The 18847-nt window shown below is 73.4% G+C and carries 21 protein-coding genes; 14 read left to right on the forward strand and 7 right to left on the reverse strand.

All coding sequences use genetic code 11. The features are described 5' to 3' along the window. Window positions 1-35: 35 nt before the first annotated feature. Window positions 36-557 (forward strand): GNAT family N-acetyltransferase, encoded by a 522-nt coding sequence (locus tag ACFVUH_RS03955; protein WP_387911027.1) that lies wholly within the window; start codon window positions 36-38, stop codon window positions 555-557. Between the two features lie 51 nt (window positions 558-608). Here the strand turns inward: ACFVUH_RS03955 and ACFVUH_RS03960 are convergent, their stop codons facing one another. Both ACFVUH_RS03960 and ACFVUH_RS03965 read right to left on the reverse strand, forming a co-directional pair. Beyond that, window positions 609-1121, reverse strand: a complete 513-nt coding sequence (locus ACFVUH_RS03960) for a methylated-DNA--[protein]-cysteine S-methyltransferase (RefSeq protein ID WP_387911029.1) — start codon at window positions 1119-1121, stop codon at window positions 609-611. Beyond that, on the reverse strand, window positions 1118-2689 hold the full coding sequence (locus ACFVUH_RS03965) for a DNA-3-methyladenine glycosylase 2 family protein (RefSeq protein WP_387911031.1): 1572 nt from the start codon (window positions 2687-2689) through the stop codon (window positions 1118-1120). Before ACFVUH_RS03965 ends, ACFVUH_RS03960 begins: the two co-directional genes overlap by 4 nt. A 179-nt stretch (window positions 2690-2868) precedes the next feature. On the opposite strand from ACFVUH_RS03965, the gene ACFVUH_RS03970 reads away from it, so the two are divergent. Further along, window positions 2869-3276 (forward strand): ASCH domain-containing protein, encoded by a 408-nt coding sequence (locus ACFVUH_RS03970; protein WP_387911328.1) that lies wholly within the window; start codon window positions 2869-2871, stop codon window positions 3274-3276. A gap of 59 nt (window positions 3277-3335) precedes the next feature. Here ACFVUH_RS03970 and rsgA read toward each other — a convergent pair whose 3' ends face one another. Next, on the reverse strand, window positions 3336-4448 hold the full coding sequence (rsgA, locus tag ACFVUH_RS03975) for a ribosome small subunit-dependent GTPase A (RefSeq protein ID WP_387911033.1): 1113 nt from the start codon (window positions 4446-4448) through the stop codon (window positions 3336-3338). A gap of 315 nt (window positions 4449-4763) precedes the next feature. Further along, on the reverse strand, window positions 4764-6062 hold the full coding sequence (locus tag ACFVUH_RS03980; protein ID WP_387911035.1) for a YihY/virulence factor BrkB family protein: 1299 nt from the start codon (window positions 6060-6062) through the stop codon (window positions 4764-4766). Window positions 6063-6251: 189 nt separating this feature from the next. On the opposite strand from ACFVUH_RS03980, the gene ACFVUH_RS03985 reads away from it, so the two are divergent. The 11 genes from ACFVUH_RS03985 (at window position 6252) to ACFVUH_RS04035 (ending at window position 16142) form a co-directional block, all read left to right on the forward strand. Further along, a complete protein-coding gene (locus tag ACFVUH_RS03985) occupies window positions 6252-6335 on the forward strand; it encodes a putative leader peptide (protein WP_310593185.1) in 84 nt (27 codons plus the stop codon). 198 nt (window positions 6336-6533) lie between these two features. Further along, entirely contained in the window at window positions 6534-8258 is a 1725-nt protein-coding gene (locus ACFVUH_RS03990) for a nitrite/sulfite reductase (protein ID WP_387911036.1), read from the forward strand. Further along, window positions 8255-8434, forward strand: a complete 180-nt coding sequence (locus tag ACFVUH_RS03995; RefSeq protein WP_350543785.1) for a hypothetical protein — start codon at window positions 8255-8257, stop codon at window positions 8432-8434. The genes ACFVUH_RS03990 and ACFVUH_RS03995 overlap by 4 nt, the downstream gene beginning before the upstream one ends. Then, window positions 8415-9116 carry a phosphoadenylyl-sulfate reductase gene (locus tag ACFVUH_RS04000; RefSeq protein ID WP_355364637.1) on the forward strand — a complete coding sequence of 234 codons (702 nt, stop codon included), beginning with the start codon at window positions 8415-8417 and terminating at the stop codon, window positions 9114-9116. The genes ACFVUH_RS03995 and ACFVUH_RS04000 overlap by 20 nt, the downstream gene beginning before the upstream one ends. Before the next feature lie 64 nt (window positions 9117-9180). After that, window positions 9181-9762 carry an adenylyl-sulfate kinase gene (gene cysC, locus ACFVUH_RS04005; RefSeq protein ID WP_387911330.1) on the forward strand — a complete coding sequence of 194 codons (582 nt, stop codon included), beginning with the start codon at window positions 9181-9183 and terminating at the stop codon, window positions 9760-9762. Then, a complete protein-coding gene (gene cysD, locus ACFVUH_RS04010; RefSeq protein WP_387911037.1) occupies window positions 9759-10697 on the forward strand; it encodes a sulfate adenylyltransferase subunit CysD in 939 nt (312 codons plus the stop codon). The genes cysC and cysD overlap by 4 nt, the downstream gene beginning before the upstream one ends. Beyond that, a complete protein-coding gene (locus tag ACFVUH_RS04015) occupies window positions 10697-12037 on the forward strand; it encodes a sulfate adenylyltransferase subunit 1 (RefSeq protein ID WP_387911038.1) in 1341 nt (446 codons plus the stop codon). Before cysD ends, ACFVUH_RS04015 begins: the two co-directional genes overlap by 1 nt. A gap of 279 nt (window positions 12038-12316) precedes the next feature. Continuing rightward, window positions 12317-13474: an aliphatic sulfonate ABC transporter substrate-binding protein gene (locus ACFVUH_RS04020; protein WP_387911040.1), complete on the forward strand. Its 1158-nt coding sequence runs from the start codon at window positions 12317-12319 to the stop codon at window positions 13472-13474. Window positions 13475-13638: 164 nt separating this feature from the next. Beyond that, window positions 13639-14442 (forward strand): ABC transporter ATP-binding protein, encoded by an 804-nt coding sequence (locus ACFVUH_RS04025; RefSeq protein ID WP_355364649.1) that lies wholly within the window; start codon window positions 13639-13641, stop codon window positions 14440-14442. Beyond that, the gene (locus ACFVUH_RS04030) at window positions 14429-15340 is read left to right on the forward strand and encodes an ABC transporter permease (RefSeq protein WP_387911041.1); all 912 of its coding nucleotides are present in this window, start codon (window positions 14429-14431) and stop codon (window positions 15338-15340) included. Before ACFVUH_RS04025 ends, ACFVUH_RS04030 begins: the two co-directional genes overlap by 14 nt. A 10-nt stretch (window positions 15341-15350) precedes the next feature. Continuing rightward, complete coding sequence (locus ACFVUH_RS04035) at window positions 15351-16142, forward strand: sirohydrochlorin chelatase (RefSeq protein ID WP_387911043.1); 792 nt, start codon at window positions 15351-15353, stop codon at window positions 16140-16142. A 33-nt stretch (window positions 16143-16175) separates the two neighbouring features. Here the strand turns inward: ACFVUH_RS04035 and ACFVUH_RS04040 are convergent, their stop codons facing one another. The 3 genes from ACFVUH_RS04040 to ACFVUH_RS04050 form a co-directional block, all read right to left on the reverse strand. After that, window positions 16176-16586 carry a PIN domain-containing protein gene (locus ACFVUH_RS04040; RefSeq protein ID WP_355364658.1) on the reverse strand — a complete coding sequence of 137 codons (411 nt, stop codon included), beginning with the start codon at window positions 16584-16586 and terminating at the stop codon, window positions 16176-16178. Beyond that, a complete protein-coding gene (locus ACFVUH_RS04045; protein WP_355364661.1) occupies window positions 16583-16804 on the reverse strand; it encodes a type II toxin-antitoxin system VapB family antitoxin in 222 nt (73 codons plus the stop codon). Before ACFVUH_RS04045 ends, ACFVUH_RS04040 begins: the two co-directional genes overlap by 4 nt. 132 nt (window positions 16805-16936) lie before the next feature. Further along, window positions 16937-17932: an SMR family transporter gene (locus ACFVUH_RS04050; RefSeq protein WP_387911044.1), complete on the reverse strand. Its 996-nt coding sequence runs from the start codon at window positions 17930-17932 to the stop codon at window positions 16937-16939. 129 nt (window positions 17933-18061) lie between these two features. On the opposite strand from ACFVUH_RS04050, the gene ACFVUH_RS04055 reads away from it, so the two are divergent. Further along, window positions 18062-18673: a TetR/AcrR family transcriptional regulator gene (locus ACFVUH_RS04055; RefSeq protein WP_387911045.1), complete on the forward strand. Its 612-nt coding sequence runs from the start codon at window positions 18062-18064 to the stop codon at window positions 18671-18673. Window positions 18674-18847: the final 174 nt, after the last annotated feature.

The raw sequence follows: 18847 nt of genomic DNA on the forward strand, positions 1-18847 counted from the left end.
TACCCCACGGGTGCCCGCCCGGCTACCGTCCCGTCATGGATCCCGCGCTGCTCCGCCTCGAACCCTGGACCGACGCCGACCTCGCCCTGCTGCGCCTGGTCAACACCCCGGAGATGCGCAGGCACACCGGCGGCCCGGAGGACGAGGAGCGGATGCTCGTGCGGCACCGGCGCTACCTGGACTTCGTCCCTTCCGGCACCGGCTGCATGTACCGCGTCGTCCTGGAGCCGGAGGGGGTGGCGGTCGGCACCGTCGGCTACGCGGAGCGCGGTTGGCACGGCGACACCGTCTACGAGATGGGCTGGAACGTCCTGCCGCCGTACCAGGGCCGGGGCATCGCCGCGGTCGCGGCGCGGGCCGCCGTCGAGGCCGCCGCCCGCACCGGCCGCCACCGGTACCTGCACGCCTTCCCCTCGGTCGGCAACCCGGCCTCCAACGCGGTCTGCCGCCGGGCCGGCTTCGCCCTCCTCGGCGAGACCGACTTCGAGTTCCCGCCCGGCCGCCGGATGCGCAGCAACGACTGGCGGGTGGACCTGCGGGCGCTCCCGGCGGACTGACCGGGAGCGTCCGGCGCGCGCAGCGGTTCAGCGCCTCAGCGGTCCGGCAGGTCAGAACAGCGAGGTGCCGTGCTCCAGGTCGAGCAGCCAGCGCTTGCGGTCGACGCCGGCGGCGAAGCCGGTGAGGGCGCCGTTGGCACCGAGGACGCGGTGGCAGGGGCGGATGATCAGCAGCGGGTTGGCGCCGACCGCCCCGCCCACCGCCCGCACCGCGCGCGGCGACTCGCCGGCCAGATCGGCGAGCTGCCCGTAGGTGACGGTCTCGCCGTAGGGGATCTTGTCGAGGGCGGCCCAGATCCGGCGGCGGAACTCGGTGCCGATGGGGGCGAGCTCCAGGTCGAAGGCGGTGCGCTCGCCCGCGAAGTACTCGGTGAGCTGGGTGACCGGCTCACCGAGCGCCTCCGGGTCGTGCACCCAGTCGTCGGCGGGCTCGGCGAGCGCGTACCGCTGGCCCGGGGCGGTGACGGTGGCCAGTCCGGCCGGGCCGCCGCCGTCCGGGACGACGCCGCTGAGCATCAGCCGGCCGAACGGGCTCTCCATGAAGGTGAAGACGGTGGTGCTCATGCTGCGGTGTTCTCCGTTCCGGTGCTGGGGTCGACGGCCGGGCCCGCCCAGAGGCGGTGCACGGCGTAGGAGCGCCAGGGGGCCCAGGCGCCGGCCGCGAGGGCGGCGGACTTCGGGTCCCCCGGGGCGCCGAGCCGGAGCAGTCCGTGCTTGACGCCGATGTCGCTCGGGAGGAAGACGTCGGGGTCGGCGAGGGCACGCATCCGCAGGTAGCCGACGGTCCACGGGCCGATGCCGGGCAGGGCGAGCAGCCGCGCGGCCGCCTCCTCCCGGTCGACGCCGCCGTCGAGCCGGACGACGCCCTCGGCGAGGGCGGCGCACAGACCGGTGAGGGCGCGGCGCCGGGCGGTCGGCATCGCGAAGTCCTCCGGGTCCGCGGTCGCCAGGGCGGCGGCGGTCGGGAAGAGCAGCCGCAGCCCTCCGCTGGGCTCGGGCAGCGCGGTGCCGTACTTCTCGGCGAGCCGGCCGGCCAGGGTACGGGCCGCGCCGACGGTGATCTGCTGGCCGAGGACGGCGCGCACGGCCAGTTCGTGCGGATCGACGTGGCCCGGCGAGCGCAGCCCGGGCCGGGCCCGGACCAGCGGGCCGAGCAGCGGGTCGGCGCCGAGTTGCTCGTCGACCGCGACCGGGTCGGCGTCCAGGTCGAACAGGACGCGCAGGCGCTGGACGGAGGTCGGCAGGTCGCGCAGGTCGGTGAGCAGCAGCCGGCAGTCGAGCCAGCCGCGGGTGGCCGGCTCACCGGGGGCGAGGCCGTCCACCTCGGCGATGCCGTGGCCGTACGGGAGCGCGAGGGTGCGGCGGTAGGTGCGCACCCCGGGGCGCGTACCGGGCACGACCTCCTCCACGCCGGGGACGGCGCGCAGGGCGAGGAAGTCGATGAGGTGGTCGCTGTCCAGGGCTCCCCGGTAGGCGAGCCGAAGGGCGAGACCGCCGGCCGGGGTGGCGGTGCGGCGGCCGGTCGCGACCTCGGCGCGCAGCCCGCTGGGGGTGCGGTCGTAGACCACCCGGACGGTGTCGTTGAACTGCCGCACGGAGGCGAAGCCGGCCGCGAACGCGATGTCGGTGACCGGCAGCTCGGTGGTCTGGAGCAGCAGCCGGGCGGTCTGGGCACGACGGGCGCGGGCGAGCGCGATCGGGCCGGCGCCGAGTTCGGCGGTGAGCTGGCGCTGGAGCTGGCGGGAGCTGTAGCCGAGGCGCTGGGCCAGGCCGGCCACGCCCTCGCGGTCCACGACGCCGTCGCCGATCAGCCGCATGGCCCGGCCGACCAGGTCGGCCCGGTGGTTCCACTCGGGCGAGCCGGGGACGGAGTCGGGGCGGCAGCGCCGGCAGGCCCGGAAGCCGGCGCTCTGCGCGGCGGCGGCGCTCGGGTAGAAGGTGCAGTTGACGCGCTTCGGGGTCACGGCCGGGCAGCTCGGCCGGCAGTAGATGCCGGTCGAGGTGACGGCCGTGAAGAAGACGCCGTCGAAGCGGGCGTCCCGGCTGTCCACGGCGCGGTACCGGATGTCGTCGTCGATCACGCTGTCCAGTCTGCGGCACCCGGCGGCCCGTGACTGGCGGGAATCGGACATGGGCGTCGCGGACCGGCCGACGGCGGGGAGAGCGGCCGGGCGGGTGGCCGGGCGGGAGGAAATTCGCGCGCCCGGGCGCCCTCCCGCCGGATAGCCTGCGCACGACCAGCCCCCGAGCCCCAGGAGCACGCGTGTCCGAGCAGCCCTACACCGGTGCCGGCGACCCGCGGGTCGCCGCACTGCGGGTCGACGAGTTCGCCTTCCCCGGACCGCTGCGGGACCGGCTGGTCGGTGCCGTGCTCTCCGGCGCCAAGACCAGCACCACCGGCCTGCTGGCCGAGTACGAGCGGGAGGGCGCCCCGCTGCCGCAGGTCGGCGCCCGCGGGGCGGTGGTCGACTCGGCCGGGCGGATCGTCGCGGTGATCGAGAACACCGAGGTCCGGGTCGTCCCGCTCGGCGAGGTCGACCTGCGGCACGCCCTGGACGAGGGCGAGGGGTACGCCTCGGTCGCCGAGTGGCGGGCCGGGCACGAGCGGTTCTGGCACAGCGCGGAGCTGCGCGCCTCGCTCGGCGACCCGGCCTTCACCGTCGACGACACCACGCCCGTCGTCCTGGAGCGCTTCCGGCTGGTGGCCGACTTCCGCTGACACCGTGTGCGCCGGGCTGCCGGCGGCGGGACGGGCGCCCCGCCACCGGCGGCCGGAGTTCACCACTTCACGGTTCCCCCCGCCGCGCGCATCGTCTTGGTGAGGGTCTTCCACTTCTTCACCCGGGCCGAGGCCAGCCGGGCGTCCGAGCGGGAGGCGATCCACTCGTTCTCCCGCTGGAGCTTGCGGTAGCTCTCCATCCGGCGCTCCGGCAGCGAGCCGTCCGCGAGCGCCGCCCGCACCGCGCAGCCGGGCTCGCTGTCGTGGTTGCAGTCGTGGAAGCGGCACTGCCCGGCCAGCTCCTCGATGTCGGCGAAGGCCAGCGCCACGCCCTCGCCACCGTAGAGGCCGACCTCGCGGAGCCCGGGGGTGTCGATCAGCACCCCGCCGCCGGGCAGCAGGACGAGCTCGCGGGTGGTCGTGGTGTGCCGGCCCTTCTGGTCGCCGGAGCGGGCCTCCTGCACGGCCATCACGTCGGCCCCGGCGAGCACGTTGGTCAGGGTGGACTTGCCGACGCCGGACTGCCCGAGCACCGCGGTGGTGCCCGGCGTGCAGGCGCGCAGCACGTCGATCCCCTCGCCGGTCTCGGCGCTGACGACCAGCACGGTGACGCCGGGCGCGGCGGCCTCGACGTCGGCCCGGATGAACTCGGCGTCGTCGACCAGGTCGGCCTTGGTGAGCACGACCACCGGCTCAGCGCCGGACTCCCAGGCGAGTGCGAGGAAGCGCTCGATCCGCCCGAGGTCGGGCTCGGCGGCGAGCGAGGCGGCGACCACCACGGTGTCGACGTTGGCGGCGAGCACCTGACCGTCGGAGCGCTTGCCGGCGACCTTGCGGATGATCGCGGTGGACCGCGGCAGCAGCGCCGTGACCGCGGGCATGGGCAGTCCGGCCGAGAGGTCGACGGCGGCCCAGTCGCCGGTGCACGGGCAGTTGATCATGTCGGCGTCGCCGACCTGCCGGGTGTCGGCGCGGACGGTGCGCAGTTCGCCGCTCTCGGGGTCGGCGAGCACGGCGTCGCACTGGCCGCGGTCGACCCGGACGATCCGGGCGGCGACCAGCCCGGCCTCGGCGAGCGGCGCGAAGAGCTCGTCGAGCTCGGCCGTCCAGCCGTAGCCGACCAGCGGGGAGGAAAGATCAGAGGAAAACGGAACGGAGGCAGCGTTGAACAACGCAGTGGGCCCTTCGGGAGGAAAACGATCCCACCGGGCTGCTGCGGCTGCGTGCGCGAGTGGCTACGTCAGCCGGCGGCCGGCAGGGAGAGGTGGACGCGGGCGCTGCCCAGGGCAGCCGTCATGACAGTCGTGGTCACGGGGCTCACCTCCTGCTTTCTCTCCTCGGCGCGGCGCCTACGCCGCCCGAACCGGACGCTCACACGCTAGCGGCCCGGCCCCACCCTGCCAACCGGTTTTTCACCTGCGGATGTCCGCCCGAGGCGCGTCCCCGCCGCGACCGGCACCGGGTCCCCGCCGGGATCGGCGCCGGGCTCAGCGCTCGTCCCACGGCGGGCGCGGCGGCCGGGTCGGCAGCGGGTACTCGGGAGGCGGGGCGGTCGGGCGGTCGCTGTCCGGCGGGGGCGGGACGGGACGGTGGTGCGGGCCGCCGCGGGCGGTGAGGCGGCCGCGGACGTTCTCGGCGGCCAGCACGTCGGCCCACCGCTCGGGGTACTCGGAGGGCACGTCGCCGTCCTCGCCCTCGTCGTCCCCGTACTCCTCCTCGCCGCCCTCGGCGAGGCCCAGTTCGCGCGCCCGGCGGGCCCGTTCGACGGCGCGCCGGGCGGCCACCTCGCGGACCACCGCGGCGGCCGCCGCCTCGTGGGCGCGCTCGTTCTCGGCGCGGGCGTCGGCGGTCTCCAGGGTGGGCCAGCGGCGGTCTATGGCCGCGTTCATGGCCGCGCCGATGAGCACCGCGAGCGCCACCACGAAGATCCACAGCAGCACGGCCACCGGCGCGGCCAGCGAGCCGTACACCGAGTGGCCCTCGATCGAGCTGACCAGGTAGAGCCGGAGCGCCACGCTGCAGAACACCAGCACGACCAGGGCGACCAGCGCGCCCGGGATGTCCTCGCGCCAGGGCGTGGAGACCGGGACCGCCAGGTGGTACAGGGTGGTCAGCGAGACGATCAGCAGCAGGATCGCGAACGGCCAGTAGGCGGCGCTGAGCAGCCAGGCGCTCTCCGGCACGGCGTTGGTCACCAGCTCGGGGCCGGCCATCAGCAGCGGCAGCACCAGCGAGCCGATCACCAGCGCGCCGAGGTAGAGGCCGAGCGACAGCAGCCGGGTCTTGACGATGCCGCGCCGCCCGTCCAGCCCGTACATCACGGTGATGGTGTCGATGAAGATGTAGAGCGCCCGGGATCCGGACCACAGCGACAGCAGGAAGCCGATCGAGATCAGGTCGGGCCGGGCCTGGTCGAAGACCTGGCCCAGCAGCGGCTGGACCACCTGCGTGATGGAGGAGTCCGAGAGGACCGTGCCGGCCGCCTTGACGATGTCGGCCTTCAGCTTGTCGATGGTGCCGGCCTCGACGAAGTCGTCCAGGTAGCCGAGCGTCCCGGCCAGACAGAGCAGCAGCGGCGGGATGGAGAGCAGGGTGAAGAACGCCGCCTCCGCCGCGAGCCCGGTGACCCGGTACTCGACACAGGTGTTGGTGGTGTCCTTGACCAGGGCCCAGCCGGTGGTCCGCCAGGCGGCCTGCCTGGCCGCCCGCCTGCGCCGGGAGCCCTTGCCCCGACGACGGGAGGGCCGCTCGGGGTTCGGCCTGGTCGTTTCGCCTGCTGCTTGCACAGGGGTAACGGTATCGGGCCGGGGCCCGTCGACCGATCTCCCGGGGTCCGGGCACCGTTCAGGGGTCCTGCGGGGCCCCCGTCGGCAGGAGCGGCGGGAACGCTCCGACATCTCACGATCCGAAACTCAGGCATCCAGAATACGGACGTTAGTGGACCGCGAGTCGTGCGCCGTGCGAATCTCTTGTCCATGCCGAGCGCCGGAACCACCCTAGTAGGTCGACTGCACGTCGATCTCCTTCGCGTGTCCAGCGCCATCTGTCCGGTGACCTGAGCCCGATCCCGCCGCCTCCCACCGCACCCGGCGCCACCTTCCCCGCCATCCCCGCCGAAGCGGATGCGCAGGCGCCCGCCCGGCCACCGCGACTGCTCTCCAGCCCTGAGGAATCCGCAGGTCACAGCAGTACCGCACCGCCGAGCACGCCCAGCGACCAACCCGGCGTCAGAGCCACCTGCCCCGAAGGACTTCACCATGGCCACCACCCCCGAGACCGCCGAGCCCCCGGCCGACCGCGCCCCCGCGCGCCGCCCCGCCGCCGCTCGCAAGGTGACCCGTCACCGCGGCGAGGGCCAGTGGGGCATGGGCCACTTCACTCCTCTGAACGCCAACGAGCAGTTCAAGAAGGACGACGACGGTCTCAATGTGCGGACACGTATTGAGACGATCTACGCGCACCGGGGCTTCGACTCGATCGACCCGGCCGACCTGCGCGGCCGGATGCGCTGGTGGGGTCTGTACACCCAGCGCAAGGAGGGCATCGACGGCGGCAAGACCGCGATCCTGGATCCGCACGAGCTCGACGCCGAGTACTTCATGCTCCGCGTCCGCATCGACGGCGGCCGGCTGACGGTCGCCCAGTTGCGCGCCGTCGCCGAGGTCTCCGAGCAGTACGGCCGCAACACCGCCGACCTGACCGACCGCCAGAACATCCAGTACCACTGGATCCGGATCGAGGACGTCCCGGCGATCTGGCAGAAGCTGGAGGCCGTCGGCCTGTCCACCACCGAGGCCTGCGGCGACACCCCGCGCGTCATCCTCGGCTCCCCGGTGGCCGGCATCGCCGAGGACGAGATCATCGACGGCACCCCCGCCATCGAGGAGATCCAGCGGCGCTTCATCGGCAACAAGGACTTCTCCAACCTGCCGCGCAAGTTCAAGTCCGCCGTCTCCGGCTCCCCGCTGCTGGACGTCGCCCACGAGATCAACGACGTCGCCTTCGTCGGCGTGGTCCACCCCGAGCACGGTCCAGGCTTCGACCTCTGGGTCGGCGGCGGCCTGTCCACCAACCCGAAGCTCGGCGTCCGGCTCGGCGCCTGGGTCCCGCTGGACGAGGTCGCCGACGTCTACGGCGGCGTCATCGGCATCTTCCGCGACTACGGCTACCGCCGCCTGCGCAACCGCGCCCGGCTGAAGTTCCTGGTCGCCGACTGGGGCACCGAGAAGTTCCGCCAGGTGCTGGAGGACGAGTACCTCAAGTACAAGCTGGTCGACGGCCCCGCCCCGCAGCAGCCCGCCGGCCGCTGGCGCGACCACGTCGGCGTGCACCGGCAGAAGGACGGCAACTACTACGTGGGCTTCGCGCCGCGGGTCGGCCGGGTCGACGGCCGGCTGCTCGGGCAGATCGCCGACCTCGCCGAGGCGCACGGCAGCGACCGGCTGCGCACCACCGCCGAGCAGAAGATGATCGTGCTCGACGTCCCCGAGGACCGGGTCGAGTCGCTGGTGGCCGGCCTGGAGGCGCTGGACCTGCGGGTCACCCCCTCGCCGTTCCGCCGCGGCACGATGGCCTGCACCGGCATCGAGTACTGCAAGCTCGCCATCGTCGAGACCAAGGAGCGCGGCCGCACCCTCATCGACGAGATGGAGAAGCGGCTGCCCGACTTCGACGAGCCGCTGACCATCAACATCAACGGCTGCCCGAACGCCTGCGCCCGCATCCAGGTCGCGGACATCGGTCTCAAGGGTCAGCTGGTGACGGACGAGCAGGGCAACCAGGTGGAGGGCTACCAGGTGCACCTGGGCGGCGCGCTCGGCCTGGAGGCCGGCTTCGGCCGCAAGGTCCGCGGCCTCAAGGTCACCAGCGAGGGCCTGCCCGACTACGTCGAGCGGGTGCTGACCCGGTACCGGGAGGACCGCACCGAGGGCGAGCGCTTCGCCCAGTGGGCGGCCCGGGCCGACGAGGAGCAGCTGTCGTGAGTGAGCGTGCGGCCCCCTTCTTCTGCCCCTACTGCGGGGACGAGGACCTGCGCCCCTCGGAGGCCGGGCACGGCGCCTGGGAATGCCACGGGTGCCGCCGGGCCTTCCAGCTGAAGTTCCTCGGCCTGCTGTCACCGACCAACGGGGGAAACCAGAGTGACCGGCACGACGACTGACCACGAGGAGCTGGCCACCCGGGCCGGCCGCGAACTGGAGGAGGCCACCCCGCAGGAGATCCTGCGCTGGGCGGCCGACGCCTTCGGCAAGCGCTTCTGCGTCACCTCCTCGATGGAGGACGCGGTCGTCGCCCACCTGGCCGCCTCGGTCTTCCCCGGCGTGGACGTGGTCTTCCTGGACACCGGCTACCACTTCCCCGAGACCATCGGCACCCGGGACGCGGTGGCGGCGACCATGCCGGTCAACGTCATCACGCTCACCCCGGCGCTGACGGTGGCCGAGCAGGACGCCCGGTACGGGCCGCGGCTGCACGACCGCGACCCCGACCTGTGCTGCTCGCTGCGGAAGGTCGAGCCGCTCAACCGCGGCCTCGGCGGCTACGACGCCTGGGCCACCGGGCTGCGCCGCGACGAGTCCCCGACCCGCGCGAACACCCCGGTGGTCGCCTGGGACGCCCGGCGCCGCAAGGTCAAGATCGCCCCGATCGCCCGCTGGACGCAGGAGGACGTGGACGCCTACGTCAACGCCAACGGCGTGCTGCTCAACCCGCTGCTGTGGGAGGGCTACACCTCCGTCGGCTGCTCCCCGCTCTCCTGCACCCGCAAGCCGGGCGAGGGCGAGGACGCCCGGGCCGGCCGCTGGTCCGGCTCCGGCAAGACCGAGTGCGGCATCCACCTCTAGCCGCTCGACCCGAACACCCGTCAACTCCCGTTCTAAGGACGTCACCGTGACCACAGCCGACACCCTGGCCGCCGCCGGAGCCGCAGAGGCGGCCCGCGCGGCCGGCCCCTGCGAGCGCGGCGCCACCGTGTGGCTGACCGGGCTGCCGAGCGCGGGCAAGACCACGCTCGCCTTCGCCCTGGCCGACCGGCTGCGCGCCGAGGGCCACAAGGTCGAGGTCCTGGACGGCGACGAGATCCGCGAGTTCCTCTCCAAGGGCCTCGGCTTCAGCCGCGAGGACCGGCACACCAACGTCACCCGGATCGGCTTCGTCGCCGAGAAGCTCGCCGCCAACGGCGTCAAGGTGCTCGCCCCGGTGATCGCGCCCTACGCCGACTCCCGCGCCGCCGTGCGCGAGCGGCACGCCGAGCACGGCACCGACTTCCTGGAGATCCACGTCGCCACCCCGGTCGAGCTGTGCGCCGAGCGCGACGTCAAGGGACTGTACGCGAAGCAGGCGGCCGGCGAGATCTCCGGCCTCACCGGCGTCGACGACCCCTACGAGGCGCCCGAGCACCCGGAGTTGCGCCTCCAGACCCAGGGCCGTGCGGTCGCCGAGTCCGCCGCCGAGCTGCACGCCTTCCTGACCGAGAGGGGCCTGGCATGACCACCGCGACCCAGAGCCTGGTGCAGGCCGACGACAACCCCTTCGCGCTGTCCCACCTGGACGCGCTGGAGGCCGAGTCGGTGCACATCTTCCGCGAGGTCGCGGGGGAGTTCGAGCGCCCGGTGATCCTCTTCTCGGGCGGCAAGGACTCCATCGTCATGCTGCACCTGGCGCTCAAGGCCTTCTGGCCGGCCGCCGTCCCGTTCTCGCTGCTGCACGTCGACACCGGCCACAACTTCCCGGAGGTCATCGCCTACCGGGACCGCGTCGCGGCCGAGCACAACCTGCGCCTGCACGTCGCCTCCGTGCAGGACTTCATCGACCGGGGCGTGCTGCGCGAGCGCCCCGACGGCACCCGCAACCCGCTGCAGACCGTCCCGCTGCTCGACTCCATCGAGAAGGGCCGCTTCGACGCGGTCTTCGGCGGCGGCCGGCGCGACGAGGAGAAGGCCCGCGCCAAGGAGCGCGTCTTCTCGCTGCGCGACGAGTTCGGCGCCTGGGACCCGCGCCGCCAGCGCCCCGAGCTGTGGTCGCTCTACAACGGCCGGCACGCCGTCGGCGAGCACGTGCGCGTCTTCCCGCTCTCCAACTGGACCGAGCTGGACGTCTGGCAGTACATCGAGCGCGAGAACATCGAGCTCCCGGAGATCTACTACGCCCACGAGCGCGACGTCTTCGCCCGCGACGGCATGTGGCTGACCGCCGGCGAGTGGGGCGGCCCCAAGGAGAACGAGCCGGTCGAGCGGCGGCTGATCCGCTACCGCACCGTCGGGGACATGTCCTGCACCGGTGCCGTCGACTCCGACGCCACCACCATCCAGGCCGTCATCGCCGAGATCGCCGCCAGCCGCCTCACCGAGCGCGGCGCCACCCGCGCCGACGACAAGCTCTCCGAGGCCGCGATGGAAGACCGCAAGCGCGAGGGATACTTCTAATGAGCACCACCCAGACCGGCACGACCGGGACCGGCACCGCCACCTCGCTGCTGCGCTTCGCCACCGCGGGCTCCGTCGACGACGGCAAGTCCACCCTGGTCGGGCGGCTGCTGCACGACTCCAAGTCGGTGCTGGCCGACCAGCTGGAGGCCGTCGAGCACGCGTCCCGCAACCGCGGCCAGGAGGCGCCCGACCTCGCGCTGCTCACCGACGGCCTGCGCGCCGAGCGCGAGCAGGGCATCACCATCGACGTCGCCTACCGCTACTTCGCCACCCCCCGGCGGCGGTTCATCCTCGCCGACACCCCCGGGCACGTGCAGTACACCCGGAACATGGTCACCGGCGCCTCCACCGCCGAGCTGGCCGTCGTCCTGGTCGACGCCCGCAACGGCGTGGTCGAGCAGACCCGCCGGCACGCCGCCGTCGCCGCCCTGCTGCGGGTGCCGCACGTGGTGCTGGCCGTCAACAAGATGGACCTGGTCGACTACGCCGAGCCCGTCTTCGCCGCCATCGCCGCCGAGTTCACCGCCTACGCGGCCTCGCTCGGCGTCAAGGACGTCGTCGCCGTCCCGATCTCCGCGCTCGCCGGGGACAACGTCGTCGAGCCCTCCGCGCACATGGACTGGTACGGCGGCCCGACCCTGCTGGAGCACCTGGAGACCGTGCCGGTCGGCAGCGACCCGAGCGCCGAGCCGGCCCGCTTCCCGGTCCAGTACGTGATCCGCCCGCAGACCGAGGAGCACCCGGACTACCGCGGCTACGCGGGCCAGCTGGCCTCCGGCGTGCTGCGGGTCGGCGACGCCGTCACCGTGCTGCCGTCGGGCCACACCACCACCGTCACCGGCATCGACGCCCTCGGCCGGGCCACCGACATCGCCTGGGCCCCCCAGTCGGTCACCGTGCGCCTGGCCGACGACATCGACATCTCCCGCGGCGACCTCATCGCGGCCGGCTCCGCGCCCGTCCCCACCAAGGACATCGAGGCCACCGTCAGCCACCTCAACGAGCGGCCGCTGCGGACCGGCGACAAGGTGCTGCTCAAGCACACCACCCGCACCGTGCGCGCGCTGGTCAAGGAGATCACCTACCGGATCGACATCGACACGCTGGAGCAGCGCTCCGGCGCCGAGGGTCTGAACGTCAACGACATCGGCCACGTGGTGCTGCGCACCGCCGAGCCGCTGGCGCTCGACGGGTACCGCGACAACCGCCGGACCGGATCGTTCCTGCTGATCGACCCGGCCGACGGCACCACCCTCACCGCCGGCATGGCGGGCGAGGCCTTCGAGACCGTACGCAGCACCGACGCGAACGAACCCGACGAGGAGGACTGGGTCTGATGCCCAGCGAGGCGTTCTCGGGCATGGACAAGGAAGGCGGCCGCATCGGCAGCGGCGTCCTCGGCAGCGGCCAGGGCGGCCTGACGCGATGTGTGGGCCGACAGGGCTGAGAACGCCCTGTCACCGGGCCGGCCGCCGCTGTCCCTCCCCACAGCAGGCGCAGCAGCGTCCCCCGGCCCGGCTTGCCCGGCACCCCGCGCGGTGCCGCAAGCACAACCTTGACCGAACGTCCTCCCGAGACCGCTTTCCTGACGGTCCGTCCGCGAACAGGACTCACCCATGGCACCGAACCAGGCACTTCCGCATACCCTCGCACACCCCACCGCCGGCCGGATCAGACGCTCCGCCGCGGCCGCCGTGGCCGGCCTCACCGCCGTCGCGCTGCTCTCCGCCTGCGGCTACGGCTCCAAGGACGACGACAAGAAGACCAACACCGCCGCCCCCGCCGGTGATTCCGCCTCCGGCGCCAAGCTCTCCGCCGACACGGTGAAGATCGGCTACTTCGCCAACCTGACCCACGGCACCCCGCTGGTGGGCCTCCAGGAGGGCATATTCCAGAAGGAGCTGGGCGCCACCCAGATCAAGCCCCAGGTCTTCAACGCGGGCCCGGCCGAGATCGAGGCGCTCAACGCCGGCTCCATCGACATCGGCTGGATCGGCCCCTCCCCGGCGATCAACGGCTTCACCAAGTCCGAGGGCAAGTCGCTGAAGATCATCGGCGGTTCGGCCTCCGGCGGCGTCAAGCTGGTCGCCAACCCGGACAAGATCGCCTCGCTGGACGACCTCAAGGGCAAGAAGATCGCCACCCCGCAGCTGGGCAACACCCAGGACGTGGCGCTGCTCAACTACCTGGCCGGCAAGGGCTTCAAGGTCGACGCCTCGACCGGCGCCGGCGACGTCAGCGTGGTGCGCAGCGACAACAAGGTCACCCCGGACGCCTACAAGCAGGGCTCCATCGACGCCGCCTGGGTGCCCGAGCCGACCGCGTCCAAGCTGGTCACCCTCGGTGCGAAGGTCCTGCTCAACGAGAAGGACATCTGGCCGGACAAGAAGTTCGTGATCACCAACATCATCGTCTCGCAGAAGTTCCTCGCCGAACACCCCGACGTGGTCGAGGCCGTGCTGCGCGGCTCGGTGAACACCAACGCCTTCATCAAGGCCAACCCGGACAAGGCCAAGGCCGACGCGAACGAGGCCATCAAGAAGGAGGCCGGCAACGCCCTGGACCCGGCCATCCTCGACCCGGCCTGGGCCGACATCGACTTCCTGGACGACCCGCTGGCCGCCACCCTGCAGACCGAGGCCGACAACGCCGTCACCGCCGGCCTGCTCAAGAAGCCGAACCTGAACGGCATCTACGACCTCACCCTGCTCAACAAGGTGCTGAAGGAGAAGGGGCAGAGCCCCGTCGCGGACGCCGGACTCGGCGCCAAGTAGCGCCCGCAGGACCGCACCACCGCGCACGAACCCCGCGGTCCGGCCCCCGCCCCGCCCGTACCGATGCCCGCTCGATGCCCCGAGCTCGGGCCGGGCGGGGGCCCGGACCCCGGTCCTCTCCCTGACACCAGATGCCAGACCACACCACGCAGGAGGTGCCCGGAATGACTCCGGCACTGACCACCTCGGACGACGCCCCCGGCGTCGGCACTCGTGACGGCGCCCCCGCCGTCCGGATCTCGCACGTGCACAAGTCCTTCGGCCGTCCCGGCGCGCAGACCCACGTCCTGGACGACATCACCCTCGATGTCGCCCCGGGCGAGTTCGTCACGCTGCTCGGCGCCTCGGGCTGCGGCAAGTCCACCCTGCTCAACCTGGTCGCCGGCCTCGACAAGCCCACCGCGGGCAGCATCGAGGTGCCCGGAGGACGCCCCGCGCTGATGTTCCAGGAACACGCGCTCTTCCCCTGGCTCACGGCCGGCAAGAACATCGAACTCGCCCTGAAGCTCGCCGGTGTCCCCCGCCCCGAGCGCCGCCCCGAGGCCGAGCGGCTGCTCGAACTCGTCCGGCTCGACGGCTCCTACGACAAGCGGGTGCACGAGCTGTCCGGCGGCATGCGCCAGCGCGTCGCGATGGCCCGCGCGCTCGCCCAGGGCAGCAAGGTGCTGCTGATGGACGAGCCGTTCGCCGCCCTGGACGCCATCACCCGGGACGTCCTGCACGACGAGATCACCCGGATCTGGGCCGAGCGCAAGCTGGCCGTCCTCTTCGTCACCCACAACGTGCGGGAGGCCGTCCGGCTGGCCCAGCGCGTGGTGCTGCTCTCCTCCCGCCCCGGCCGGGTCAACCGGGAGTGGCACATCGACCTCCCCCAGCCGCGCCGGATCGAGTCCTCCGGCGTGGCCGACCTGTCCATCGAGATCACCGAAGAACTGCGTGGGGAGATCCGCCGCCATGGCCAGCACTGACACCACCACCAAGGCCGGGTCGGCCCACACGGGCACCGTCGCCGACTTCGCGAGCGTCGGGTCGGGCCTGGACGCCCTGGACGCGGTCGTCACCCAGCGCAACTCCACCGCCGAGACGCTGCGGCAGAAGGTCCTGCCGCCGCTGCTCGGCGTCGTCCTGGTGCTCGCCCTCTGGCAGGGCGCCTACAGCCTCCACGTCACCACCGAGTACAAGCTCCCCAGCCCGCTGGACGTCTGGCACGCCGCCGAGGACCTCTGGTACAAGGGCACGCTGTTCTCGATCATCTGGACCAGCGTCTGGCGCGGGCTGTCCGGCTTCCTGGTCGCGCTCGTCATCGGCACCCCGATCGGCCTGCTGGTCGCCCGGGTCAAGCCGGTGCGGGCCGCGCTCGGCCCGGTCCTCTCCGGCCTCCAGTCGCTGCCCTCGGTCGCCTGGGTGCCGGCCGCCGTCATCTGGCTCGGCATCAACGACTCGATGATGTACGCGGTCATCCTGCTCGGCGCCGTCCCGTCCATCGCCAACGGGCTGGTCGCGGGCATCGACCAGGTCCCGCCGCTGTTCCTGCGGGCCGGGCGCACCATCGGCGCCACCGGCCTCACCGGCGCCCGGCACATCCTGCTGCCCGCCGCGCTGCCCGGCTACCTGGCCGGACTCAAGCAGGGCTGGGCCTTCTCCTGGCGCTCGCTGATGGCCGCCGAACTCGTCGCCTCCTCCCCCGACCTGGGCCTCGGCCTCGGCCGCTTCCTGGAGAACCAGCGCGAGTTCTCCGACATGGCCGGCGTCCTGCTCGGCATCATCCTCATCCTGTTCGTCGGCATCGCCATCGAACTGCTCGTCTTCACCCCGGTCGAGCGCCGGGTCCTGCGCAACCGCGGCCTGCTGGCCGGCGGCAAGTGAGGCCCCGCGCATGACCGACCGACGGCTGTCCGCCGCCCCCGCCACCCCGGTGGCGGCGGGCAGCCCCGCGCTGCTGCTGATCGCCCACGGCAGCCGCGACCCCCGGCACGCCGCGGCCGTCGCCGCGCTGGTCGCCCAGGTGCGGGCGCTGCGGCCCGGCCTGGACGTCGCCACCGCCTACCTCGACCACTGCGCACCGCGGATCCCGCAGGTGCTGGACCGGCTCGGGCCGGCGACGGTGGCCGTCCCGCTGCTGCTCAACCGGGCCTTTCACGCCAAGCACGACATCCCCGCCGCCCTGCGCGCGGCCGGCGCCGACCTGCCGGTGGCCGATGTGCTCGGCCCTTCGCCGCTGCTGCTGTCGGCGCTCGACCGCCGGCTCACCGAGGCCGCCCCCGCGCTCGCCTCCCCCGCCGCCCGCGCCCGCACAGGCGTCGTGCTCGCCGCCGCCGGCTCCTCCGACCCGGCCGCCGACGCCGCCACCCGGGCGGTCGCCGCCGAGTGGCGCCGCACCCGCGGCTGGGCCGCCGTCGAGGTCGCCTACGCCTCCGCGGGCGGCCCGCGCGTGCCCGACGCGGTCGCGGCCCTGCGCCGCACCCCCGCCGTCGACCGGGTCGCCGTCTCCCCCTACCTGCTCGCCCCCGGCCTGCTCCCCGACCGCATCGCCGAAGCCGCCACCGAGGCCGCCGCCGACCACCTCGCCGCCACCCTCGCCCCCACCCCCGACCTCGCCCGCCTCCTCCTCACCCGCTACGACGAGGCCCGCACGACGGCGAGGACGGCCCCGGCGCTCACCGCCTGAGCCCCCGGCTGCACGGTCACCGATCAGCGCCGGTCAGCCGTGGGCCAGGATGCTGTGCTCGGTGAGATCGGGCGCGTGGCGGGCCACCGTCCGGTAGTCGGCATCGTCGTGCAGCACGGTGAGTCCGTGGTGGGCAGCCGTCGCCGCGATCAGGAGATCGACCGCGGAGGCACTGCGGTGCTGCCCCGCGAGGGCCATCCGGCGCTGCACCGTGTCGATCCAGCGTCCGGCGCTCTTGGGGACCGTGACGTCCGGATAGAGGTCGGCGAACATCTCGGCGATCTCGTCGTACTCGCGCGCGTCCCGCGCGCTGTAGAGGAACTCCGCGCGCTGGGGATAGCACGACGCGATCGACTGGGCGTCGATCGCGTCGTACCAAACGGTCTGAAGTTCCGGGTCACGCAGCAGCCGCACCAGGGCGGAGGTGTCGAGCAGGTAGATCACCGGGCGTCCTTCTCCGTCCGGTGCAGCCGCTCGGCGTCCTCCACCGCTCCCCACTGCCGGGCCCGTTCGAAGTGCCGGCCGATCCTCGCCGCGCGTTCCCGCTGTTCGGCGTAGTAGCGGAGGGCGAGGTTGACGGCTTCCTTCTTGGTCCGCACCCCCGCCAGCGCCATAGCGCGCTCCAGCGCCTCTTCGTCGATGTCGATCTGTGTCACGGACATCCCCGCACCTCCGGCGATAGATGTTGGTGATGGACAAGCCATTGTATTGCACCAACATGGCCTGGGCGAGGCCGTCGCGCCGGGCCGCCGGGGTCGTGGCGCGACATGGGTGCCGGGGCCGGCGCGACGGGGTCAGGGGGTGGGGGTGCCGAGGTGGACGGTGAGGAGGCCGGCGGTGATGAGGGTGAGGCCGGCGAGGGTGGTGGGGGACGGGACCTCGTGGCGGACGGCGAGGGCGGTCAGGACGGTGCCGATGGTGCCGATGCCGGTGAAGACGGCGTAGGAGGTGCCGACCGGGAGGTCCCGGAGGGCGCGGGAGAGCAGGTAGACCGCGCCCAGCATGAGGACGAGGCACAGGGCGCTCTGCGGGAGCCGGGTGAATCCGCGGGTGGGCTCGATGGACTGCGCCCAGGCGACCTCCACCACGCCGGCCAGCAGCAGCCAGATCCACGGCACGGCGCTCAGTCCTCCCTCGGGATGCGGTAGCCGACCAGCTTGGTGCCCAGTTCGCCGGCCCGGTACAGCGCGTCGGCGACGGACTCCCGGTGCTGGGTGACCCGGCCGGCCAGGGCGGGGTCGACCAGCGAGTTGACGAGTTCGGCGGCGATCACCTCGGTGTCCTCGACCGCGTAGTGGCCGCGGACGAAGTCGCTCAGGTAGCGGCCGTTGTGGTCGTAGGGCGCGCGGGGTGCCCGGTCCGTAGACGCCGCCGCGGGCGGCGACGACCACGAACTTGCGCGGCGCGAGCACCATCCTCGGGAAGGTCACCTGGTCGATCCAGGCCTTCAGCGCGGACGGGATGCCGAAGTTGTACATCGGCGCGCCGATCAGCACGGCGTCCGCCGCGACGAGCTCGTCGAGCAGCGGCCGGACGACGGCCCAGGCCTCGCGCTCCTGCTCGGTGCGGACGGCCTCGGGGTAGCGGGCGATGTCGGTGATGCCCTCGCGCAGCAGGGTGTCGCAGATCCGGGTCCAGCCCTCGCGGATCGGCGGGACGGGGTCGGCGGCGAGGTCGCGGTGGGTCACCTCGCCCCCGCCGCCCTCCCAGGCCTCGGCGAAGGCCTCGCCGAGGCGGCGGGTGAAGGAGTCGGTGCGCGCGCTGCTGTCGAGGTGCAGGAGGTGGGACACGGTGAACCCCCGGGGCGGGTCTGGGCAGGACGGAGCCGCGATAGAAGTGGACACATCGTCCACTTACCGGCCCCCCAAACCGTAGAGGCAAGTGGACTGCGTGTCCACTTGCCTCCTAGGCTGGAACCCATGACGACGGACCTCCCGCTGGCCGACGGGCCGCCGCCCCGCGAACGGGCCGACGCCGCCCGGAACCGGGCCAAGGTGCTCGCCGCCGCCGAACGGCTCTTCGCCGCGGGCGACCCGACCGCCGTCACCATGGACGACATCGCCCGGGCGGCCGGCATCGGCCGGGGCACGCTCTACCGCCGCTACCCGGACCGCGCCTCGATCGCCCGCGCCCTGCTCGACGAGCACGAACGCGCCCTCCAGGAAGGGCTGTTGCGCGGGGATCCGCCGCTCGGCCCGGGCGACGCCGGCGCGGCGCCGGCCCCGGCCGAACGGCTCGCGGCGTTCTACGCGGCGATGGTCGAGCTGCTGGAGACCCATGTGCACCTGGTGCTCGGCGCCGAGACCGGCGCGGCCCGCTACCGCACCGGCGCCTACGCCTTCTGGCGGCTGCACGTCGCCCACCTGGCGCGCGCGGCCGGCCGGCCGGACCCGGAGGTGCTGGCCGACCAGCTGCTCGCCCCGCTCGCCCCCGAGCTCTTCCGTCACCAGCGCGAGGGCGGTGTCACCCCCGCGCGGATCGCGGCGGGCCTCGCCGTACTGGCGCACGGCACGCTCGGCCGACCCGACTGACTCACCGTCAGGCGCCGGCGGACGGGGCCACGAACGCGGCGGTGGGGGGGGGGCGGCGGGGCCCCCCCCCCCCCCCCCCCCCCCCCGGGCGGGGCGGCCCAGGTTGGGGGGCGCCCGGGCCAGGGCCCGTCGCACAGACTATGCGGGGGGGGGGGGGGATGCGCGGTGGGAAAG

This window comes from Kitasatospora sp. NPDC058032 (genome assembly GCF_042885845.1).
GTDB lineage: Bacteria > Actinomycetota > Actinomycetes > Streptomycetales > Streptomycetaceae > Kitasatospora.